This window comes from Streptomyces sp. NPDC050534 (assembly GCF_044457745.1).
GTDB lineage: Bacteria > Actinomycetota > Actinomycetes > Streptomycetales > Streptomycetaceae > Streptomyces.
In genome coordinates this window covers 98,159-116,604 of sequence record NZ_JBITHF010000009.1, presented here as the reverse complement: position 1 = coordinate 116,604, position 18,446 = coordinate 98,159, and the positions used below count along the sequence as shown (strand labels likewise).

General features: G+C 70.2%; 20 protein-coding genes and 1 pseudogene. 7 read left to right on the top strand and 14 right to left on the bottom strand.

Annotation, left to right across the window (positions count from 1 at the left end; translation table 11 throughout):
- Nucleotides 1-16: 16 nt before the first annotated feature.
- On the top strand, nt 17-247 hold the full coding sequence (locus ACIBN2_RS28410) for a tautomerase family protein (protein ID WP_399138445.1): 231 nt from the start codon (nt 17-19) through the stop codon (nt 245-247).
- A 16-nt stretch (nt 248-263) separates the two neighbouring features.
- Here the strand turns inward: ACIBN2_RS28410 and ACIBN2_RS28405 are convergent, their stop codons facing one another.
- Nucleotides 264-1,073 carry an SDR family oxidoreductase gene (locus tag ACIBN2_RS28405; RefSeq protein WP_399138443.1) on the bottom strand — a complete coding sequence of 270 codons (810 nt, stop codon included), beginning with the start codon at nt 1,071-1,073 and terminating at the stop codon, nt 264-266.
- Nucleotides 1,074-1,135: 62 nt separating this feature from the next.
- Between ACIBN2_RS28405 and ACIBN2_RS28400 the strand changes: the two genes are divergently transcribed.
- The gene (locus tag ACIBN2_RS28400; RefSeq protein WP_399138441.1) at nt 1,136-1,918 is read left to right on the top strand and encodes a helix-turn-helix domain-containing protein; all 783 of its coding nucleotides are present in this window, start codon (nt 1,136-1,138) and stop codon (nt 1,916-1,918) included.
- A 577-nt stretch (nt 1,919-2,495) separates the two neighbouring features.
- On the opposite strand, the gene ACIBN2_RS28395 is transcribed toward ACIBN2_RS28400, so the two are convergent.
- Nucleotides 2,496-2,873, bottom strand: a complete 378-nt coding sequence (locus ACIBN2_RS28395) for an STAS domain-containing protein (protein WP_399138439.1) — start codon at nt 2,871-2,873, stop codon at nt 2,496-2,498.
- A 156-nt stretch (nt 2,874-3,029) separates the two neighbouring features.
- Here ACIBN2_RS28395 and ACIBN2_RS28390 point away from each other — a divergent pair, with 156 nt between their 5' ends.
- Nucleotides 3,030-3,515 carry an ATP-binding protein gene (locus ACIBN2_RS28390; protein WP_399138437.1) on the top strand — a complete coding sequence of 162 codons (486 nt, stop codon included), beginning with the start codon at nt 3,030-3,032 and terminating at the stop codon, nt 3,513-3,515.
- A gap of 113 nt (nt 3,516-3,628) precedes the next feature.
- Here the strand turns inward: ACIBN2_RS28390 and ACIBN2_RS28385 are convergent, their stop codons facing one another.
- On the bottom strand, nt 3,629-4,441 hold the full coding sequence (locus ACIBN2_RS28385) for an ANTAR domain-containing protein (RefSeq protein ID WP_399138435.1): 813 nt from the start codon (nt 4,439-4,441) through the stop codon (nt 3,629-3,631).
- Nucleotides 4,442-4,569: 128 nt separating this feature from the next.
- On the opposite strand from ACIBN2_RS28385, the gene ACIBN2_RS28380 reads away from it, so the two are divergent.
- Both ACIBN2_RS28380 and ACIBN2_RS28375 read left to right on the top strand, forming a co-directional pair.
- Nucleotides 4,570-4,908, top strand: a complete 339-nt coding sequence (locus ACIBN2_RS28380; RefSeq protein WP_399138434.1) for a helix-turn-helix transcriptional regulator — start codon at nt 4,570-4,572, stop codon at nt 4,906-4,908.
- 279 nt (nt 4,909-5,187) lie between these two features.
- A complete protein-coding gene (locus ACIBN2_RS28375) occupies nt 5,188-5,811 on the top strand; it encodes an ANTAR domain-containing protein (protein ID WP_399138433.1) in 624 nt (207 codons plus the stop codon).
- A gap of 183 nt (nt 5,812-5,994) precedes the next feature.
- On the opposite strand, the gene ACIBN2_RS28370 is transcribed toward ACIBN2_RS28375, so the two are convergent.
- The 9 genes from ACIBN2_RS28370 to ACIBN2_RS28330 form a co-directional block, all read right to left on the bottom strand.
- Complete coding sequence (locus tag ACIBN2_RS28370) at nt 5,995-6,819, bottom strand: ATP-binding protein (RefSeq protein WP_399138431.1); 825 nt, start codon at nt 6,817-6,819, stop codon at nt 5,995-5,997.
- Between the two features lie 123 nt (nt 6,820-6,942).
- Nucleotides 6,943-7,647: a 3-oxoacyl-ACP reductase FabG gene (fabG, locus tag ACIBN2_RS28365; RefSeq protein WP_399138429.1), complete on the bottom strand. Its 705-nt coding sequence runs from the start codon at nt 7,645-7,647 to the stop codon at nt 6,943-6,945.
- Nucleotides 7,647-7,868: a hypothetical protein gene (locus ACIBN2_RS28360; RefSeq protein WP_399138427.1), complete on the bottom strand. Its 222-nt coding sequence runs from the start codon at nt 7,866-7,868 to the stop codon at nt 7,647-7,649. The genes fabG and ACIBN2_RS28360 overlap by 1 nt, the downstream gene beginning before the upstream one ends.
- Complete coding sequence (locus ACIBN2_RS28355) at nt 7,865-8,317, bottom strand: hypothetical protein (protein ID WP_399138425.1); 453 nt, start codon at nt 8,315-8,317, stop codon at nt 7,865-7,867. The genes ACIBN2_RS28360 and ACIBN2_RS28355 overlap by 4 nt, the downstream gene beginning before the upstream one ends.
- 333 nt (nt 8,318-8,650) lie before the next feature.
- On the bottom strand, nt 8,651-9,661 hold the full coding sequence (locus ACIBN2_RS28350; protein WP_399138423.1) for an AvrD family protein: 1,011 nt from the start codon (nt 9,659-9,661) through the stop codon (nt 8,651-8,653).
- 284 nt (nt 9,662-9,945) lie between these two features.
- On the bottom strand, nt 9,946-10,431 hold the full coding sequence (locus ACIBN2_RS28345; protein WP_399138421.1) for a MarR family winged helix-turn-helix transcriptional regulator: 486 nt from the start codon (nt 10,429-10,431) through the stop codon (nt 9,946-9,948).
- A gap of 168 nt (nt 10,432-10,599) precedes the next feature.
- Entirely contained in the window at nt 10,600-12,354 is a 1,755-nt protein-coding gene (locus ACIBN2_RS28340) for an MFS transporter (protein ID WP_399138419.1), read from the bottom strand.
- Between the two features lie 594 nt (nt 12,355-12,948).
- Nucleotides 12,949-13,674: an MBL fold metallo-hydrolase gene (locus ACIBN2_RS28335; protein ID WP_399138417.1), complete on the bottom strand. Its 726-nt coding sequence runs from the start codon at nt 13,672-13,674 to the stop codon at nt 12,949-12,951.
- Between the two features lie 502 nt (nt 13,675-14,176).
- Entirely contained in the window at nt 14,177-14,407 is a 231-nt protein-coding gene (locus ACIBN2_RS28330) for a hypothetical protein (protein ID WP_399138415.1), read from the bottom strand.
- A gap of 365 nt (nt 14,408-14,772) precedes the next feature.
- Here ACIBN2_RS28330 and ACIBN2_RS28325 point away from each other — a divergent pair, with 365 nt between their 5' ends.
- Nucleotides 14,773-15,168: a VOC family protein gene (locus ACIBN2_RS28325; protein ID WP_399138413.1), complete on the top strand. Its 396-nt coding sequence runs from the start codon at nt 14,773-14,775 to the stop codon at nt 15,166-15,168.
- Nucleotides 15,169-15,545: 377 nt separating this feature from the next.
- Entirely contained in the window at nt 15,546-16,406 is an 861-nt protein-coding gene (locus ACIBN2_RS28320; protein ID WP_399138411.1) for a hypothetical protein, read from the top strand.
- A gap of 268 nt (nt 16,407-16,674) precedes the next feature.
- Here the strand turns inward: ACIBN2_RS28320 and ACIBN2_RS28315 are convergent, their stop codons facing one another.
- Entirely contained in the window at nt 16,675-17,220 is a 546-nt protein-coding gene (locus tag ACIBN2_RS28315; protein ID WP_399138409.1) for a hypothetical protein, read from the bottom strand.
- 10 nt (nt 17,221-17,230) lie between these two features.
- Nucleotides 17,231-18,054: pseudogene (locus ACIBN2_RS28310) on the bottom strand (IS5 family transposase).
- Nucleotides 18,055-18,446 lie beyond the last annotated feature (392 nt).

Sequence of the window (18,446 nt, the reverse complement as noted above, 5' to 3'; positions counted from 1 at the left end):
AAAGGAACGACCGGCCATGCCTTTCGCGAACTTCAAAGTCCCCGAGAAGACCCTCACCGTGAAGCAGAAGGAGGAGATCGTCACCCGCACCACCGAGCTGTACGTCGAGATCTACGGCGAGCGTGCCCGCGACAACACCATGGTTCTGATCGAAGAGGTCGCCGACGGCGGCTGGGGCATCGGCGGCGACGTGCTGACCCTCGCCATGCTCGGTGAGGCGGAACCGGCCGGCGTCGGCGACGCCTGACCGCACCGGCCGTCGATCACGCCTTCGTGGCGAGGGGGCGCCACGCGTTCCAGGTGTCCAGGCGCTGTCGGTAGGCGGCCTCGACGACGGGGTAGGGGTAGTCGCCGAGGAAGAGCCGCATGGGTGGTTCGTCGGTGTCGGCCAGTTCCAGGATGACGTCGGCCGTGGCCTGGGGATCGTGTGGTGCGCGGGCGGCGGCGCCGGCCCGGCGTGCCGCGCGGATCGGCTCGTACGCCGCGATGGGGTCGGTGTGCACCGCGGAGGTGCCGGACCAGTCGGTGCCGTAGGGGCCGGGTTCGACGATCGTGACGTGGATGCCCAGCGGGCCGACTTCCTGGGCGAGGGCTTCGCTCATCCCTTCGAGGGCCCACTTGGAGGCGTTGTAGAGGCCGAGCGTGGGGAAGGCGGCGAGCCCGCCGATGCTGGACACCTGCAGGATGTGCCCGCTGCCGCGGGCCCGCAGGAAGGGCAGCGCGGCCTGCACCACCCACAGGGGGCCGAGCAGATTGGTGTCGAGCTGGGCGCGGGCCTGCTCCTCGGTGCTCTCCTCGATCATGCCGAAGAGGCCGTAGCCGGCGTTGTTGACGACGACGTCGAGGTGGCCGAAGGCGTCCACGGCCTTTTGCACGGCGGCGGTGACCGCCACCCGGTCGGTGACGTCGAGGCGGAGCGCGAGGATGCTGTCGCCGTAGGTGTCGAGGAGGGGCTGCAGGGACTCGGGGCGGCGGGCCGTGGCGGCGACGCGGTCGCCGCGGGCGAGCGCGGCCTCCGCCCAGATCCTGCCGAAGCCGCGGGACGCGCCGGTGATGAACCAGGTCTTCTTCATGCCTCGACCCTGCGCGAGTCGCCGGCCTGCAGCCAGAACCCCGCCGGGGTTACCCTGCGGCCATGGCGGCCGACAACGTGCTGGGGGAGTTCCTCAAAGCCCGCCGGGGGCGGGTGGCGCCCGCGGCGGGCCTGGCCGGCCCGGGCCGGCGCCGGGTTGCGGGGCTGCGCCGGGAGGAGCTGGCCCAACTGGCCGGGATCAGCGAGCCGTACCTGACCCGGCTGGAACAGGGCGTGGACCGGCATCCGTCACCGCAGGTGCTGCGGGCGCTCGCGCGGGCGCTGGAGTTGGACGCCGACGCCGCGGCGCACCTGTCGGCGCTCGCCGCCCCGGATCCCGTAGCGCCTTTGGAGAGCGAGGTCAGCCCGGACGTGCATCGGTTGCTCGACGCCTGGGTGGACGCCGCGGCGTATGTGCGCAACCGGCGGTTCGACGTGCTGGCCGCGAACAAGCGGGCCCGCGCCCTGGCCCCGATGTATGAACCCGGGCACAACCTGGCCCGGGACATGTTCCTGGACCCCGGGGCCCGTCAACTGTTCCCGAACTGGCCCGAGATCGCCGCGCAGACCGCCGCGGCCCTGCGCGCCGAGGCCGACCCGCGCGATCCGCGCACGGCGCTGCTCGTCGCCGAGTTGGAGGCGGATGCGGACTTTCGCCGCCTGTGGGCGCGGCACGATGCGCAGCCCTCCCGCGACGAGCTCAAACGCTTCATGCATCCGGTCGTCGGGGAGCTGTCCCTGCGGCGCCAGGCACTGACCGTGGGCGGCGCCGAGCAGCAGGTGATCATCGTCTACCAGGCGGCACCGGGAAGCTCCGCCGAGGCGGCCCTGGCCCGGCTCGCCTGACGCGGGCCCGGCGGCAGACGGCGGCGCTGCACGAACTCGCTTGGTTGCAGGGTCGGCCGGCTCGTCTCAGGGGGGATGCGGCGATTTCCGGGCGGTGTTGAGGACGGGCGCACCCTGCTTGGTGCGCTGGGCCTGGGCCTGGGCCTGGGACTTGGCGGCGGGTCCTTCGCGTGTGGTGTGCACGGCGGCGGTCTTGTGCCGGGGGGTGTGGATCGTCCCCGGTGGCGGGCCGGCCCCGGACGGTAGAGCATCGGCGAGCGCCTCAACGACGCCTGGGGCTTGGCGGTGTGAGAGGGGCTGTGCGGCATCCCGTGACCGGTGACGTTTCGTGCGGTGTGCGGTGTGAAGCGTTGCTGCAGGCGGCGGACCCGCGTTGTCATGGCCCGGGGCGTGGTCGGTTTCCTGGTCCTTCGTGCGTGGCGGTGGGGCGTCAACGGGCAGGCGGTCGCGCAGGATGCTGCGGGTGGGACGGCTCTGACGGCCGTCGGCGACGGGCGCGCCCGCACAGGGACGGGGTGTGAGGGGATTCGCGCGGCCGCCGCAGGGGCCCGTGAGCGGCGCCCGCGGTGCCGTTCGGTCAGCGGGTGAGGGCGTCGTGGAGGGTGGTGTGGCAGTCGATGACGGCGTCGACGCCGACGATCTGCAGGGTGCGCCGGACGGCGGTGGTGGGTGCGGCCAGGCGCAGCCGACCACCGGCCTCGCTGAGGGTGTGGTGGGCGTTGATGAGGATGTTGATGCCCGTGGAGTCCATGAAGGTGACCTGGTGGAGGTCGACCACGATGCGGGGGTGGGCGCCGTCGGAGGCATCCAGGGCGCGGCGAAGCGAGTCGCCGCTCTCGTGGTCGATCTCTCCGGCGGGTGTCACCACACGGTTGCCGTCGGTGGTGGTGACCGCCACGGACAACGTGCCGGCCTGGGCGGCGGGTTGGCCGCCTGTCGTTTCTGCCTGAGCCATGCCGGTGATCCTGGCACAACCGGTCCCCGGTCCGCACGGCTGCTCCGCGGGGTATGAGCGGGTTTGTGGTGTGGCGGATGCGACAGCAGGGCAGCGCGTGATCAGCGAAAGTGGGGGTATGTGCCAGGCGACGTGGGGGAGTGAATGGCGGCTGTGATGGAACGAGGTCCGGCGGGGGAAGACGGCATCGTGCCGGGCGGCCGGGCCGTGCGGTTCTCCGTGGCGCTGGAGGGGGACGGCACCTGCATCGCCCGGGCCCGCCATCTGGCCGCGGACTTTCTCCAGCATGCGCGGACGGTGCATGCCGTACCCGTCTCGCAGCGTGCCCTGGACCTGACCCAGCTGGTGGTCAGCGAGCTGGTCACCAACGCCTGCAAGTACGCGCCCGGTCCGCTGCTGATGGACCTTCGCATCGCGGACGGGGCGGTGGAGATCGTGGTGTGGGACACCGATCCGGTGCTGCCGCAGGCCCGGGCCGTCAACGCCGACCGGGTGGGCCAGCACGGCCTGGAGATCGTGATGGCCATCGCCCAGGGCTTCGAGATGCAGCGGGAGCCGGTCGGCAAGCGGATCAGCGCCCGCATCGCCCTGACCGACGGCCCGGACGGCCCTGACGGCTCTGGCGGGCACCCGCCCCGGTAACTGCCCTTCCGGTCGGCATGCCGCTCCCCGCTGTCGAGCTGGGCGCGAGCGGTCTTCTGGCGCGGCCAGGCGCTTGCCGCTCGTCCCGCCTGGTGCGCCTCGGGCGGCTGGTGTCAGCTTGCCGGGTCGGTGTGCAGGCGTACGGCGCCGGCCAGGTGGCCGGCGAGGGGCTCGGGCACGGGTGTGTGGCTGTCGGCGCTCTGCAGCAGGGTGTCCGCTATCTCGCGCAGTTTGGTGTTGCTGTGCTGGGAGGCGGTCACGAGGACCTGCCGGGCCTGCTCGGCGTTCAGGTGGAAGGAGGCCATGAGCATGCCCCGGGCCAGGTCGACCGGCGCGCGTGTGTGCAGTGCCCGGCGCAGCTGCGCATTCTCCACGGCGAGGTGGTGGCCGGCCGGACCTGTGTGCCCGGTCGGGGAGGGCTCGCACACCTCGCGTGCTGCGGGCAGGCCGGCGCGGGCCCCTTGGCCGGTGGCGTGGTGCGCGGCCGGCGGGGGAGGGGTGGCCGGCTGTCCGCCCGGTTCCGTCCGCCCTTGCGTGAACAGGGGGAGGGTGCCGGTGAGGGTGAGCAGGCGGTGAACGGCCGGGCTGGTGGCGCGCACGATGAAGGACTTGGCCGTGGTGTGGGCGCGGTGGTGCATGTGGAGCAGGACGTTGAGGGCGGAGCAGTCGCAGAATCCGACGCCTGAGAGGTCCAGTTCCAGGCCGCCGGTGGTGCGGGCCAGTGCCTCGCCCAGCGTCTGCTGCAGGATCAAGTTGCTCTCCAGGTCGAGTTCGCCGCAGACGACGACCACCAGCCGGTCGCCGACTGTACCGACGCTGAAGGTGACCGGTGCCGGTACGGCCGCCGGTGCCGTCGGCTGCCGCAGCGCGGCGCCGCAGTCGGAGCAGGGTCCCTCCCCGGGGGAGGCAGCCGTAAGAGGAAACATGGGTGCTCCCGGCGCAGTGGTCTGGTTGGCTGTCTCCAGGATCACCCCACTGTCCGTTCACGTCAACAAACACATGAAATGCAGTACGTCCTTTTGAATGCGTGAATCAGGGGCCGTATGGTGGGGGGATGGATCGAGCGCCGGAACCGCATGCAGGCTGGACCTTTCTGACCAATCACTCCCGGGTGCTGGCGGCCATCGCCGAGGACCGCACCACCCGCGTCCGCGACATCGCCGCCCGCTGCCGGCTCACCGAGCGGGCCGTGCAGAAGATCATCGCGGACCTGGAGGAGGGCGGGTACCTCACCCATGTCCGGGAGGGCCGCTCGAACGTCTACCGGATCGCCCCCGACCGGGTCCTGCGCCATCCCGCCGATGCCCCGGCCACCGTCGCGGAGCTGCTGTCGGTGCTGGTGAGTCACGAGGCCGGGCATCCCGCGGCGGTCACCGCGGAGCACGACGGCTGACCTGAACGGCGGCAGCGCAGCCGGCCGCAGAGGGGCACGGAGCGGTGCCGGTTCGCGCGGCAGACGGCGTCGGTGGCGCGAGATCTTCCGGCCCGGGAGACGGTCGCTGACGCCCTGCGCCAGCCGGGTCGCCGAGCGGTGAGGCGGTGAGGCGTTCCAGGGGATGCAGCGCGGTCGGCATCCTGGTGCTCCGCGACGGCAGGGTGCAGACCCTCGCCCCCCGGCCGGCCAACTGGTTGTCGACAGCGGCCCGTTGCGGAAGCGGCTGGGCCGCGGAGCGTGTTTCGATGCCGCCCGGACCCAGGAGGGCGACGGGGTCTGCCGCATCGGCACCCTCACCGCCGAGCGGCAGCGCCGGCCCGCTGCGCCCCGAGGCCCCCACGCCCAGATGCAAGACGTCGTCGCCCCCGGCACGTGATCGGCAAGGCCGTGGGCATCCTCATGGGCACGCGCCGCCTCACCGAGGAGCAGGCCCTCGACGTGCCGCGCCGTTTTTGGCGGGAAGGGAACATCAAGCTGCGCGCGGTCGCCCGGCACCTTTGCGAGTACGGCAATCTGCCCTGGCCCATGAGGGTGCGGCTCCCCGGGCTCATAGTCCGAACCTGGGGAACCTGGCCGGGCCGGCCCCCTAGGGCAAGCCGCCGGCCCGGCTTGCCCCCCGAGTCCCCCGCCCGGCACCGGGCATGCATGGCACCACCTGTAGCGATCCGGCATCAAAGCACCCGCAGGAAGCACCCCTCGCCTGCCGTGGACGGGCGGGACTCACGGGGCGGCGTGTCACCCGGTCGGCCCGGCCTGGCGACGGCGTGCCGGGGCACCCGCGAACCGGGCCCCGCTGCGTCGTCCTCAAGGTGTGCTGCGGGGCCCGCGCATGCGGTGTGTGCCGCACGCCGCCATGCCTGAGGGGGAGTGCGGCACACACCGGGGCGTCTCCGCCATGGTGGGTCGTCGGCCCGCGCGGGCCGGCCGCGCGGCGTGTTCGAGCAGGCCCCCGCGCCGGCGGCGCAGACTCAACAACCTTCAGAGGCGCTGGAGTCGACGGGCCCCGGTGGGGGAGGGCGGTTGAGGGAGGGCCGTTGGGGTGGATCAGAAGCGCATTGCGTAACCGATGCGTCGGCGAAGGGACTTGGTGCGTTGCGCTTCATGGAACCGGGCGTCCTCCTCCACGACCTCGATGGACTTGCGCACCCGGACGCCGGCCTGGTCGATGGCTTCGTCGAGCGGCATCACCAGCGGCAGATCGAAGATCTCGATGATCTTTTCCACACGTTCGCGGACGCTGCCGCCCACCACGTGGTACGGGATCTGCAGCTCTTCGAGCGTGTCGATCAGAAGGTCGTCGGACAGTTTCCGGAACTTCTCGGACACCGGCCGGTGGCCGTCGGCCTTCATGGTGAACTCGACAGGCAGATGGACGTAGGCGTCGTAGATCCGCTTGGCGCGGCCCTTGGCGATGGCCCCGTAGGCGTCCATGTACTGGCGGTAGAACCGCTTCACCGGCAGCCCGGCGATGTTCTTGGCCGCCTTGGCGAGCAGGCCGGCACCGGGGTTGATGCCGACCCGCATCCGCGCCTCGCCGTAGATCCACTCGTGGATCACGGATCCGTCCGAGATGAACGGTCCCGTCCCCGCCTCGTGGTGGATGCGTTCCTCCAGCCGTCGCAGTCCGAGCATCGTCAGCTCCGAGGCGTTCAGTTCCTGGAGCTGTTTGCCCGGGACGAGGTCCATCAGGATCTCGCGGGCGGTCATGGCGTGGGTGCGCGGAATGCCGGTGGCGATCGACAAAGCCTCGGTCGTGGTGCTCTTGCCGCTGGAGTACGTGCCCGAGATGGCCAGGTGGAGGCCGCGTTCCGGGGCGGGGGGCGCGGACGCCGCGGCGGTCTGGACTGCGGGAGTGCTTGTGTCACTCATGGGGCGTTCTCTTCTCGTCGTCGAAGTCGGTGGAACCGGTGATGTCGGGTTGCCGTGGCCGTGGGGCCGGTGGCGCGGGCGGGCCGGTGGGTCTTCGCCCCCGGGCTGTCGGACGGTCCGGTGTCATCCGCCCAGGCCCAGGCCGCCGCTGACGGGCAGGACGGCTCCGGTGACGTAGCGGCCCGAGTCGCCCGTCAGGTACCGCACTGCGGCGGCGACGTCCTCCACCTGCCCGGAGTGACCCAACGGCGTGATGGACAGCAGGTGTTCGCGTCGGCGGTCGGTGATCTCGCGGCTCATGTCCGTATCGATCAGGCCGGGCGCGACGACGTTCACTGTGATGTTGCGGGGGCCCAGTTCCCAGGCGAGGGAGCGGGCCATGCCGAGCATTCCGGCCTTGGCCGCGCCGTAGTTGACCTGTCCCGGCGCGCCGTACGCGTACGTCATCGACGACATCAGGACGATCCGGCCCCAGCGGGCCCGCACCATGCCGCGCACCGCGCGCCGCACGGTGCGGAAAGCACCGTGGAGGTTCACGTCGACGACGTCGGTGAAGTCCTGTTCGCCCATGCGCAGGAACAGGGTGTCGCGGGTGATTCCCGCATTCACGACGAGCACCTCGACCGGCCCGTGCTCGGCCTCCACCTTCTGGAACGCGGTGTCGATGCTGTCCGTGTCGGTCATTTCGGCACGCACGGCGAACAGCCCGGCAGGAGGCTGGGTGTGGCGGTGCGTGACAGCGACGCGGTCGCCGTTGTCGGCGAGGGCGCGGGCGACGGCGAGGCCGATGCCGCGGTTGCCCCCGGTGACCAGGACCGAGCGTCCCATCAGTGACCCCTCTGCTCGGCGGGGCCGTCTCCGCGACGCGGGAGACGGTGACGGGCGTTCCGCCGGTGGGCGAGCGCGAGATTCGCGGCGGCCGTCACGGCGATCAGTGAGCCGATCTCTCCTTGGCTGGGCACCGGGCAGGACGTGTCCAGGAGGCCGGGATACGGTTCGGCGTCGCTCGTGTCGACGTCGCGGCGGAGTTCGTTCTCGCTGTCCCTCATCGGCCGGCCCCGCTCTCGCAACCCGCGGCTGCGCATGGCTTGCGCCCGTCGCCGAAGAGGTGCTCGACGGCCGCGGCGAGTCGCCCGGCGGTCAGCGCGTTCGGCAGCAGGCGCCGGGCGAAACGGGGACTCGGTGGCACCCCGTCGTACGTCTTCTCGGTCATCAGGGGAGGCAGCAGCGCCACCGGTGTACGGGACAGGGTCGCGTCGCTCTCCTTGAGGAAGCGGGCGGCACGGTTCCGGTGAGCGTCGGGCAGCCAGTCCAGGAAGGGCAGTTGCAACTCGACGACCTCGTCGTCCGTCACCTTGCCGGAGCCGGTGGCCGTAAGGGAGTTGAGCAGATGCCAGGGCGCGGCCTGCAGCTCCTGCTGCAGCATCGGCACGCGGCTGTGGGCCTCGTCGAGCAGAACGAGCAGCGGTCGTTCCCTTTCGATGTGCTCGCGCACCATCGCCAATTGATTTTCGTCCGGCCAGATTCCGGTGGGTGTCCAGTGCCTCGTACCGGGTTGCGGTGTCGGCTCCTTCCAGAGCACTCGAGCCGGTCCTTCGAGTACGACGAGCACGTCCCCGAAGCGTAACGTCGGTGAAAAACGCATGCGTGATTTCATCCCCCGTGCTGCTGCAATTTCTGTGAATGCCGAGCGCTCATCGACCGGTCGACGGTGTCTTGTTTCCGTGCTTCGGCCGATTCCCGAATGCCGTGCCCATGACGACGGAATGGTGGAGCGGCGTGATCGGCCGTGGCGTCGAAAAGGGCTGCTCGGCGGGCGTGGTGCTTGTCTTCAAGCGGCGGTGGGCAGTCGGTGTGCGAGTGAACAGCGGCCGCTGAAGCCCGAGAAGTCGTCGACGGCCAGGTCCGCGGTGCGCCAGGTCTGGCCGTCCATGGTGAGGAGCCGGCCGCCGGCGGTGCGGACGGTGGTGGCGAACTCGCGGCCCAGAGGCCGTACCGGTGTCCGCGTGTCGATGACGAAGCGCCGCATCCAGAGCGTGTCGCTGCTGCCCCGGGCCAGTCCGTCCTGCGCGTAGAGCAGGGCCTGGGCCAGCTGGGCCACGCCCACGAGCGCGTCGACGGGTGAGACGGAGGGCCCGTAGGCGGCTTCCGCCCCGTGCGCCTCGGTGCCCGGCCCCGTGGCGACGACGCGTTGCCGGCCCTGGATGCGCTGCCGTTCGAGGTCGACGTGAACGAGCTCCGCGTACTGGTCACGGTTCTTGTAGCCCTCGCCGTAGTGCCGGGCCCCGGCCGGGCCCAGCGCCTGCGAGGCGTCGGCGAACGCCGCCGGGCCCGCGGCTGGGCCGCCGCGTTCGTGCACGAGCGTGCAGCGCACCCGCAGCCCGCCGACCCGGCAGCCGAACGTCGTGCTGGTGGGAGCCGTACCGCCCAACTCCGGTCCCTCACAGGCCAGGAGCCGGCCCTCGACCGGGAAGTCGGCGAGGTCCTCGTGCGGAGAGCTGCCCGCGCGGACGTCGGCCTGCCGCAGCCAGGTGCGGCGCTGCTGTGCGGCGGTGAGTGCGAAGGCCCGGCCCAGATGCACCTCGGCCAGCGTGACGGCCAGGACGAGTGCGTCGATGCTGCTCAGATGAGGCCGCAGCTCGCGGGCGCCGGACTTGCGGGACCAGTCCCGCGGATACGTCAGGGTGCCCCGTGCGGTGACGAGCGCCCCCGGCTGGTCCGAGCCGTCGGTGGTGATGTCTTTGAGGTCCTGGACGACGCGCTTGTACCCGCTCCCGAAGAAGCGAGTGGTGCCCGGACCGAGGCAGCTGTCAAAAGATCCGTAGATTAAATCCGTGCTCATTCCCCCGTATACCTTTCCCCGTGTTGCGGGCGTGACGCCCTGTACCGGAGCCGTCCTGAAGCGGTCGGCTCTGGACAGGAAGACGCTAACACGGTCGAGTTGGGGCAAAGTAGGGGCTCGAGGGCGCTTGTGATGCTCTCCACAATTCCGCGAAAAGGTGTATCAGGGAGTGGATCGATAAATTCCGCAAAAAAATCCCCGCGCGCGGATTTTCAAATTCCAGCAAAGTGGAAAGTTGAAATCCGCGCACGGGGAAAGAGGGAAAACGGATCACTCGCAGGCGATCACTCGCAGGCGATCACACGCGGCCAGCGATCGGCGAGCAGCTCGCCGAGCAGCGTCCGCAGCCGCTCGCGGTCGGCCTCGGGTACCGCGGCCAGGAACTCCCGCTCCACCCGGTCGACGGCGTGCCCGGCGCGCTCGAGAGCCTCGCGGCCGCCGTCGGTCAGGCTCAGGATGTACCGCCGTCGGTCCGAGGGGTTGCGGCGACGCTCGACGTGCCCCGCGCCCTCCATCTCGTCGACCAGCGCGACCATCGTGGTCGGGTCCAGATTGAGCAGACGGCTCAAGTCCTGCTGGGACAGGCTGAGTCCGCTTTCCAGGGCCGCGAGGACGTAGAAGTAGCGCAGGCGCATGCCCTGCGCCGCCAGAGCTTGTTCCGCGTCCTCCATCAGGAGCACGCCGGCCTTGTGCAGCAGGTATCCGGTTCTGCGGACGAGGGGCAGGTCGAGTCCGGCGGGTTCTGCCGGGCTGGGCGTCGCCTGTGTCATGCGGGGCGCTCCCCTTGTCGCTTGCGGTGGCCGTGCCGTGCAACCGTTGGCCGTGCCGAGTGTCACCTGTGCCGATCGTCGGTTCTTTCCAGGGTACTTGCCGTGTCCGTCGGCCTCCAAGGCCGGGCAGCCGCGCCCCCCGACGCGGCTGCCCGGCCACTGCCCCCCTCAGCGCGGCTTGGTGGCCGGTTCCTTGCCGAGGTCCATGGCGGGTGCGACGGGCCCGGCGGCGTTGCCGGGGTACTCGTGGTCGCGGGTGGGCGCGGTGACGCCGCCCGGGCCCGACTGCGCATTCGTGGGCGCACTGTCGCGGTTATCCACGTGTGCGCTCTCCTGGTTCTCCACGCGCGCACTGTCATGAAGGTCCCTGGTGCGTACGAAGGCGAATCCCACGAAGGCGCCGACGGCCGCGACGGCGGCGCAGACCAGCATGACGTCGGTCAGACCGTCCACGAAGGCGGTGCGTGCCGCCTGGTCGAGGGCCGGGACCAGCTGCCGGGGCGCGTGGCGCAGCGCTTCGGTTCCGCCGCCCGCCGCGACCGCCTCCCCGAACCCGTGGGCGGCCGGGCCCAGTTGACGCCCTGCCTCGGAGCCCACGAACAGGTCCGTGACGCGGCTGTGGAACACGGCGCCGAAACCGGCGATGCCGATGGCGACGCCCACCTGCTGGAAGGTCTCACTGATGCCCGAGGCCATGCCCGCCTTGGACGGTTCCACGACGGCGATGGACAGCGAGGCGCGGGAGGGATTGAACAGGCCCATGCCCATGCCGATCCCGAACATGCTCGGCAGCAGCGCGGTCCAGGGCGTGTCGGGGCCGGTGAGCGCGACGAGGGCCAACCCGACCGCGATGAGCGTGAGCGAGACCCCCATGAGCAGCCGTTGCGGTACCCGGGTCGTCAGCGAACCGGCAACAGCCGCGGCCACGAACAGAGTCAGGGTCAGCGGAAGGAAACGCAGGCCGGTCTCCCAGGGCGAGAACGCCAGCACGTTCTGCACGTAGGAGACCAGGAGGAAGATCGCGGACATGGTGGCGGCCGCGCACAGCAGCGTGACGGCCGAGACCCCGTTGAACGTGACGTTCCGGAACAACGACAGCTGCAGCATGGCCTGTTCGCCACGCTGTCGCTCGACCACGGTGAACACCACGAGCAGCACGACGGCGGCAGCGAACATGGCGACGATGGGCGCGCTGCCCCATCCTTCGGTCTCGCCGCGCAGCAGTCCCAGCACGAGCAGGCTCAGCGCGCCGGAGAAGAGAACAAGCCCCCACCAGTCGAGAGCGGTCTGCGCCTCCTGGCGCCATTCACGCATCCGCAGCAGGCTGATGGCCAGGGCGACCACCCCGACGGGGACGTTGACCAGGAAGATCCAGCGCCAGCCGAGCCCGTCGGTGAGCGCGCCGCCGATCAGCGGCCCGAAAGCGATGGACAGACCGACCACACCCCCGAAGACGCCGAACGCCTTGCCGCGATCCTTGCCCCGGTACTCCTGGCCGATCAGTGCCGGACCGACGGCGAACAGGACGGCGCCGCCCAGGCCCTGGACACCGCGGGAAACGGAGAGGGTGACGGCGTCGCCGGCCAGACCGCAGGCGAGCGAGGCCAGCAGGAAGACGACGAAGCCGACGTTGAACACGCGCTTGCGGCCCAGCCTGTCGGCCAGCGACCCGGCCGTCAGGAGCACCGCGGCGAGCCCCAACGCGTAGGCGTCGAGCACCCATTGCAGCGAGGTGAAACTCGCGTCGAAGGCCTGCCGGATGTCCGGCAGCGCGACGTTCACCACGGTCAGGTCGAGCAGCAGCATGAACGTGGCCACGCACACGACGGCCAGCGTCCATCCCCGTCCGCCCCCCGCCGCCTCGGCGCCGACTGCCCCGACGTCCGGAACCTGCTGCGGCGCCTGGGTCGTTCGTTCCTTCATCTTTCCCCCGAATCTCAATGATCAAGTTTCTAAATCATCGGCAACACCGATGATTTGAAAAGCTATGAATCCATCGGGTGGCCTGTCAACGGCCTCACGCCCTTTTGGCCGGTACCCGACCGAAGGAGGCGCGTCGCCGAGGGGAGCGAGCACGGTGCCGGAGCCGGACGGCGAATCTCAAGCTCCGCTCCGGGTCCCGTTGCGGTGCGAGGAGGCGAGCGTGGCCGATCGGGACGGCGCCGGCGGGGCCGAAGGCGAGCACGGCCGCTGCCCACCGATGTCGCGCCGGACAGGGGAGCGGGGCGTTTCACGCCTGCGTTCGGGTTCGGCTCGTTGCCCATGGCCGCAGCGAGCAGGCGGAGCGTGCGGCCGCCGCGCCCCCGGCAAGGGGACTCGCCTCAGCCCGAAGGGCTCAACGCCGGCGCAGGAGGCGTTTGCCTCTTGGCAGCAGCAGCAGCAGCAGCAGCACCGCAGCGGACTGAGCTGACGCCCACCGCTGCGCTCGCCGGCCGCAGGGGCGGCCACCGCAGGGGCCGGCCGTCGGGGCCGGCCGTCGGGCCGACCGCGGGGGCTGGCCACGGGAGACGCGGAGAGTCAGGGCCGGGCCAGGTACTGCGTCTCGTATGCGGTCGCGAGGTCGCGCAACGCGGTGGGGCAGTCGCCGTTGAACGAGGAGCCGTGCATCAGGGCCAGTGTGGCGGGTTCGAGGTCGGCGAGGCGGCGCATCACCGTGCCGGTGTCCGGGGCCAGGGAGGTGGCGCGGAACATCGCCTCGGCGTCCATGGCCGGCTCGACGATGTCGTGTGCGAGGAGCGCGGGTCCGTTGCCCACGTGGGTGAACAGATCGCCGCACAGGAGGGTCCGGGTGTTCTCCTCGTACAGCAGCCTGGCCTCCCAGGCGTGGGGCACGTGCGGGGTGTCGATGTGCCTGAGCCGCTTGCCGCCGATGTCGATCACTTCCCCGTCCGCCAGGGCCCGGGGCGGCCGGTCGGCGAGATCGTTGATCGACACCAGGCAGCCGACCGCTCCGTGGGCGACCTCGGAGCGCGGCGCGGCGGCCAGCCACTCGTTCATCGACCCGCATTCGTCCGCCTCGACGTGCCCGAACGTGATCCAGCGCAGCCGGTCGAGCGGCACAACGCGCGCGACGGCCTCCGACACCAGGGGGAACATGGCGCGCGGGCCGGTGTGGAAGAGCAGCGGCTCCTCACCGTCGACAAGAAACTGGTTGAAGGTGAATCCGGCCGGGGGTGCGATGTCGGGCACCCAGGTCGACAGCCGGTAGATACCGTCTGCGATCTCGTCGACGGTGGTCGTCATAGAAACGCGCCTCCTTGCCGAACGGCGGGCTCTCGCCGCCTCCGTGGTTGCCCGGGAGAGCCAGTCACACCGACCGCCATTATGCGTAGAACTGGTGGATCCGCGCAGAACCGGGCAAAGACCGCAGGCTCCCCGGCGCGCCATGAAACTCCCCCGAGCCCGGCCGGGCACCGCGCACCGCGGTCGGACCCCCCCCGGCGCACGCTGGCGCGCGCCCGCGTGGACGGCTGAGCCTGGGCTGGCGTGCCCGTCACCAAAGCCCTGCGCGGGACCTGCCTGGGTGCGCGGCCACTCGGAGGCGCTGCGCAGACTGGCCCGCCGGGCACCGTCATGCGGAAGACCGGCACCGTCGTCACTGACAAGCCCAAGCACGAACCGGCTTCTGCCCGCCCGGATTTGACGGCCGGGACGGCTCAACGGGACCGTCGCCGACTGCCTTGGCCTGCTCGCTGGGGCACCGAGCGCGTCAGGACCGATGAGAGGCGCGAAAGCCCTACGGGCCTTACGGGCGCAGCGCCTGACGCAGACTCAGGCCGTGCCGGTGGCGCAGCCGGTGCGTCTCCCAGCAGGACCGGGCAGTTACCGTCACGGGCGCGCCCATCATGACCACCACTGGGGCGAGCATCGGGACCCCGGAGTAGACGCCGGTGATCACATCGAGCAGCGCCGGCTCCCAGGACTGGGCGATGGCAAGGACCGGCGGCACAAGGTCATGGGTGTCAGCGGTGCGCACGACATGCACGAGCGCCAGCCCGATGCCGTAGAGGGCAAACCCGAGCGACTACAGACACACCACCCCCAGGGACGAATTTGCCGGGCACGCCGATGACGTCCCTGAATCCCTTGGTGACCAGGTTCGGTGCCACGGCCAGTGGAAAGGTGGCCATGGCGGCCATCAAGGCCCCCGATCGAGGGCAGGGAACGCAGGGCGCGGCGCACGTACAGGCGCCGTGTTCACGGCTGTGGCAGTCGCGTCACTGTGACGGCACGGGACAGTTCGTGATTTTCGTTCAGGTGGAGCGGCCGTGTTCGAGCCCGAGCAGGACGAGGGCGGCGCGGGCCCATACGCTGAGCCGGTCCGCACTACCGGGGAGAGTCATGACAAGCAGGTTCACCGAGTTGGCCGTCGACTGCCACGATCCGGAGCGACTCGCGGCCTTCTGGTGCCAGGTCCTGGACTTCAAGGTGATCGACCGCAGCGAGGGCAAGGTCGAGATCGGCTCCTGGGTGCCGACCGTCGAGGAGGTCCGAGCCCGGCAGATGCCGCCCACTGTGCTGTTCGTCCAGGTGCCCGAGGGCAAGACCGTGAAGAACCGGCTTCACCTCGACGTCAGCCCGGTCGACGCCGGCACCGAGGACGAGGTGACCAGATTGCTCGGCCTGGGCGCCACCAGGACGGACGTGGGCCAAGGTGCGGACCGGAACTGGGAGGTCATGGCCGACCCTGAGGGCAACGAGTTCTGCGTCCTACGCTCCCTGGCACCGCGCAACTAGCTAGGCCGCGAGTGGCGCCCCTGTCGTTGACGTAAGAGGGCACGGCGCATGCGCACGCGAATAGCCGATGCACCCGCCCTCGGGGCTCACGCGACGCTCTCGGCCGCCCCCCAGCAGCAGGGTGCGGGGCCCCGCGCGGCATGGTGACCGTGCCGCGCAGCTCTGCGACGATGCCGCAGAGCCCGCCTCCGAACGTGTCGCGCTGCTGACACCATGGTTGGTTTCTCACCATTCCTGTGTCGCCCCTCGCTCCGCAGGCGGCCGTCGCTTAGGCTCGGTTCGCCATAATTGGTCCTGAATCAGCGGAGGACAGGACGCCGGGAATCAATCGTGAGCGCCTCATCAGAACGCTGACATTCTGGCTGCGTCCTGACTTTGTGCTGCGTGTCATCAACCGGTTCCAGAAGATCGCGGGTTTCGACCGCTCGATGGCTCTGGCCTCAGGTGCACTGACCGCGTCGATCCCGCTTGCGGTGCTGAGCGGCGCCGTGTTCGGGGAGGAGTCCGCGGACCGGATCATCAACCGCTACGGCCTCACCGGTGCGGGCGCCGACGCCGTCAGATCGGTGTTCTCCGCCGGATCCACGAGCGCCAGCATCGGTGTCTTCGGGATGATGTTCCTGGCGATCTCGGTGCTGAGCTTCTCCCGGGCCATGCAGCGCCTGATCGAGCAGGCCTGGGAACTCAAGCCGCTCAGCGTACGCAACACCCGCAACGGCTTGTGGTGGATCTGCATGCTCACCTTGTATTCGGCCGTGATCGGCTGGATCTACGTCGCCTTGGGCGGGGGAAACCTGGGCTTGGCGGCCGCGGTGTGCGAGGTCCCGGTGTCCACCGCCTTTCTCACCTGGAGCGGCTGGATCCTCTCCGCGAAGCGCCTTGCCTGGCCGGTCCTGCTCCCCTTCGCGGTCTCCGCGGCCGTCCTGACGGCGGCTTATTCGGTGGTCGCGACGGTGTACCTCCCGCGATTGTTCACTTCCTACGCCTCGCGCTACGGCGCTGCAGGTGCGGTCTTCGGCATGGCCACGACCCTCTTCGGCGCCATGCTCGTCATCGTCGCCTCGGCAGCGCTGGGGCGGGAGGTACGAGACGAGCTCATTCGGATCCGGCAGGGTAAACGCCCGTCCCAGGACGAGGTGCGCCGCCAGTGGGACAGCATCGTCGAACAGACCCGCTCACGCTGGCGCAAGGTGCGCAATCACCCCACTCGCCACCAGGCCGAGGGCACTCAAGAATGATCACGTCTCGAGGTTGGCCTCAGAAGGGCGGGTCCTCGGTGAAGCCCGCGGTGTGCACGTGAAGGTCGGCGGGGATGTCTGTTCTGCTGGAAGGTAGTGGCTTCCGTCCAGCCGCGAGTGTGTCGATCGCGCGCCGCCGGTACGGGCAGCTGTCGGCGGCAAGAGCCCGGATGTCCTTACGCAGTGTTTTCGACGTGGCGGGCTAAAGGCGATGCCGACGGCATTGCGTTTAGACGGCGTGTCTTTCTTGGCGGTATGCCTTCCCGAATCAGCGATCGCTCGTCGGCACTGCGCACTCAGCCAGGAGGGTCGCGAAGGCTGCCCTGGCGGAGCCAGCGGGGAACATCCGCAGGACGGCGTCGCGCTCCGGCGACGTGATCACGTAGTTCGCGGCGAGGCAGGAGAGATCTCCCCAGCATTCTCGGGTGTGGACTCGCATCAGGGCATGGCCGCATCTCGTGCAGGCGATCCACGGCACCAGGAGGTTGGCCGCGTCCGGGTCGGCCCCGCCCGCCGATTCGTTGACGATGTCGTCGGCGTGTTCGATCAGCTTCAGCTGGGCCGGCGTGTCGTCGCCACGGCATTGAAGGATCCGGGGAGTGAGCGACTCCCTCTCGCCCCAGACCTCAGCAAGCACAGAGATCTCTGCTCTGACCGTTTCACTGACCGGCACCTGGTGGGCGAGGAGCCCGGAGACGAGCAGGCCAAGTCCCGCTTCCTGCTCGCCGATGTCCCAGCAGTCCTTGATCTCCTGGGCCTCGGTCCCCGGCAGCAAGGTGGCGAGCCGGTTCCAGACAACGACATCATCGGTCACCTGACAGACGCTACCGGCCGGGGGTGACACCCAGGCGCCGGAGGCAGATGAACATCACCGCGATCCCCACGAAGCCCATGAAGTGCACGGACTTGCGCTCGTAGCGCCGGGACGGCCGGCGACACCCCGGCAACCATGACATCGTCCGCTTGAGCACCCAGCGGTGACGACCCAGGCGAGACGGACTCTCCACCCCGCGGCGAGCGATTCTCGGGACGATGCCACGTGCCCGCAGCCACTCCACAGGTGGGCGTAGTCGGTCGTAGTCCTTGTCGCCGTCCCGTTCGGCGGGCCGACGGCGGCGCGGTCCGCTACGGAAGCGAACGTGTGGAATGGCCGGCACCAAGGGATCCAGGGCCTGGCTGTCGTGCAGGTTGGCACCGGAGATGGCGACCGAGATCGACAGGCCGTTGCGTTCGCAGATCAGATGAATCTTCGACCCGTTCTTGCCGCGTTCGGTCCCGTCAATGGCGCCCTTTGAGGGCACGGATGCTCACCGAGTCGATGGCGCACAGCGACCAGTCCAACTCGCCTCGGGCGCCGAGTTCGTCCAGGACGACGCGGTACAACCGAGCCCACACCCGCTCCCGGCTCCATTGTGTAAACCGGCGGTAGACCGTCTGCCAGCGCGCGCCGAAAACCGGTGGGAGCCGACGCCAGGTGCAGCCAGAAGCGGCAAAGAACACGCTCGCCGCCAACACCTCACAGTCGCCCGCCCCCCGGGGGCCGATGCACGACCGTCGGAGGGACCACCCGCCGAAGCAGCTCCCACAACTCATCTGGAACGAGGTGATCGACAAGCTTTTCCACGCGCCCTTGACGGCTCCACGACACCAAGAGAGGCGGCTTCTTAGATGGGTCTTCCTGCGGTGCTCTTGGTCCGGCCGGCGGGTCGCAGGTATGCGGACCAGCCGCCGGGCGGGGTCTGGCCGACCTCGAGGCTGCGCAGCTTGGCGAGGACGGCGGGGTCCTGGGAACGAAGGCGACACGAATCCGCTGGTCCGCTCGTTCGCGCAGGCCGCTGCGACCGCACCGTGCGACGCACCGTCGCGCAGTGCCGTCGCAGAGCCGATCCGGCTGCCACCTGACATGGCGGGGCGGTGATGGCGGGCCTGCTGGCCCGGCGACTCCGGGCCGTTGCCAAACCGATCAACGAGATCCCAGAGCACGTGTTGTCGTAGTCGCTCGCGTCCGTTAAGCGGGGGCCGAGTTCTCCTGCACCTCGT

Excerpts from the sequence above, each read along its gene's own strand:
- ACIBN2_RS28355 (WP_399138425.1), bottom strand. The coding sequence starts at position 8,317 with ATGGTGCGCGAGCACATCGAAAGGGAACGACCGCTGCTCGTTCTGCTC.
- ACIBN2_RS28380 (WP_399138434.1), top strand. The coding sequence starts at position 4,570 with ATGGATCGAGCGCCGGAACCGCATGCAGGCTGGACCTTTCTGACCAAT.
- ACIBN2_RS28390 (WP_399138437.1), top strand. The coding sequence starts at position 3,030 with ATGGAACGAGGTCCGGCGGGGGAAGACGGCATCGTGCCGGGCGGCCGG.
- ACIBN2_RS28325 (WP_399138413.1), top strand. The coding sequence starts at position 14,773 with ATGACAAGCAGGTTCACCGAGTTGGCCGTCGACTGCCACGATCCGGAG.
- ACIBN2_RS28410 (WP_399138445.1), top strand. The coding sequence starts at position 17 with ATGCCTTTCGCGAACTTCAAAGTCCCCGAGAAGACCCTCACCGTGAAG.
- ACIBN2_RS28405 (WP_399138443.1), bottom strand. The coding sequence starts at position 1,073 with ATGAAGAAGACCTGGTTCATCACCGGCGCGTCCCGCGGCTTCGGCAGG.
- ACIBN2_RS28400 (WP_399138441.1), top strand. The coding sequence starts at position 1,136 with ATGGCGGCCGACAACGTGCTGGGGGAGTTCCTCAAAGCCCGCCGGGGG.
- ACIBN2_RS28345 (WP_399138421.1), bottom strand. The coding sequence starts at position 10,431 with ATGACACAGGCGACGCCCAGCCCGGCAGAACCCGCCGGACTCGACCTG.
- ACIBN2_RS28335 (WP_399138417.1), bottom strand. The coding sequence starts at position 13,674 with ATGACGACCACCGTCGACGAGATCGCAGACGGTATCTACCGGCTGTCG.
- ACIBN2_RS28360 (WP_399138427.1), bottom strand. The coding sequence starts at position 7,868 with ATGAGGGACAGCGAGAACGAACTCCGCCGCGACGTCGACACGAGCGAC.
- ACIBN2_RS28340 (WP_399138419.1), bottom strand. The coding sequence starts at position 12,354 with ATGAAGGAACGAACGACCCAGGCGCCGCAGCAGGTTCCGGACGTCGGG.
- fabG (WP_399138429.1), bottom strand. The coding sequence starts at position 7,647 with ATGGGACGCTCGGTCCTGGTCACCGGGGGCAACCGCGGCATCGGCCTC.
- ACIBN2_RS28350 (WP_399138423.1), bottom strand. The coding sequence starts at position 9,661 with ATGAGCACGGATTTAATCTACGGATCTTTTGACAGCTGCCTCGGTCCG.
- ACIBN2_RS28395 (WP_399138439.1), bottom strand. The coding sequence starts at position 2,873 with ATGGCTCAGGCAGAAACGACAGGCGGCCAACCCGCCGCCCAGGCCGGC.
- ACIBN2_RS28385 (WP_399138435.1), bottom strand. The coding sequence starts at position 4,441 with ATGTTTCCTCTTACGGCTGCCTCCCCCGGGGAGGGACCCTGCTCCGAC.
- ACIBN2_RS28370 (WP_399138431.1), bottom strand. The coding sequence starts at position 6,819 with ATGAGTGACACAAGCACTCCCGCAGTCCAGACCGCCGCGGCGTCCGCG.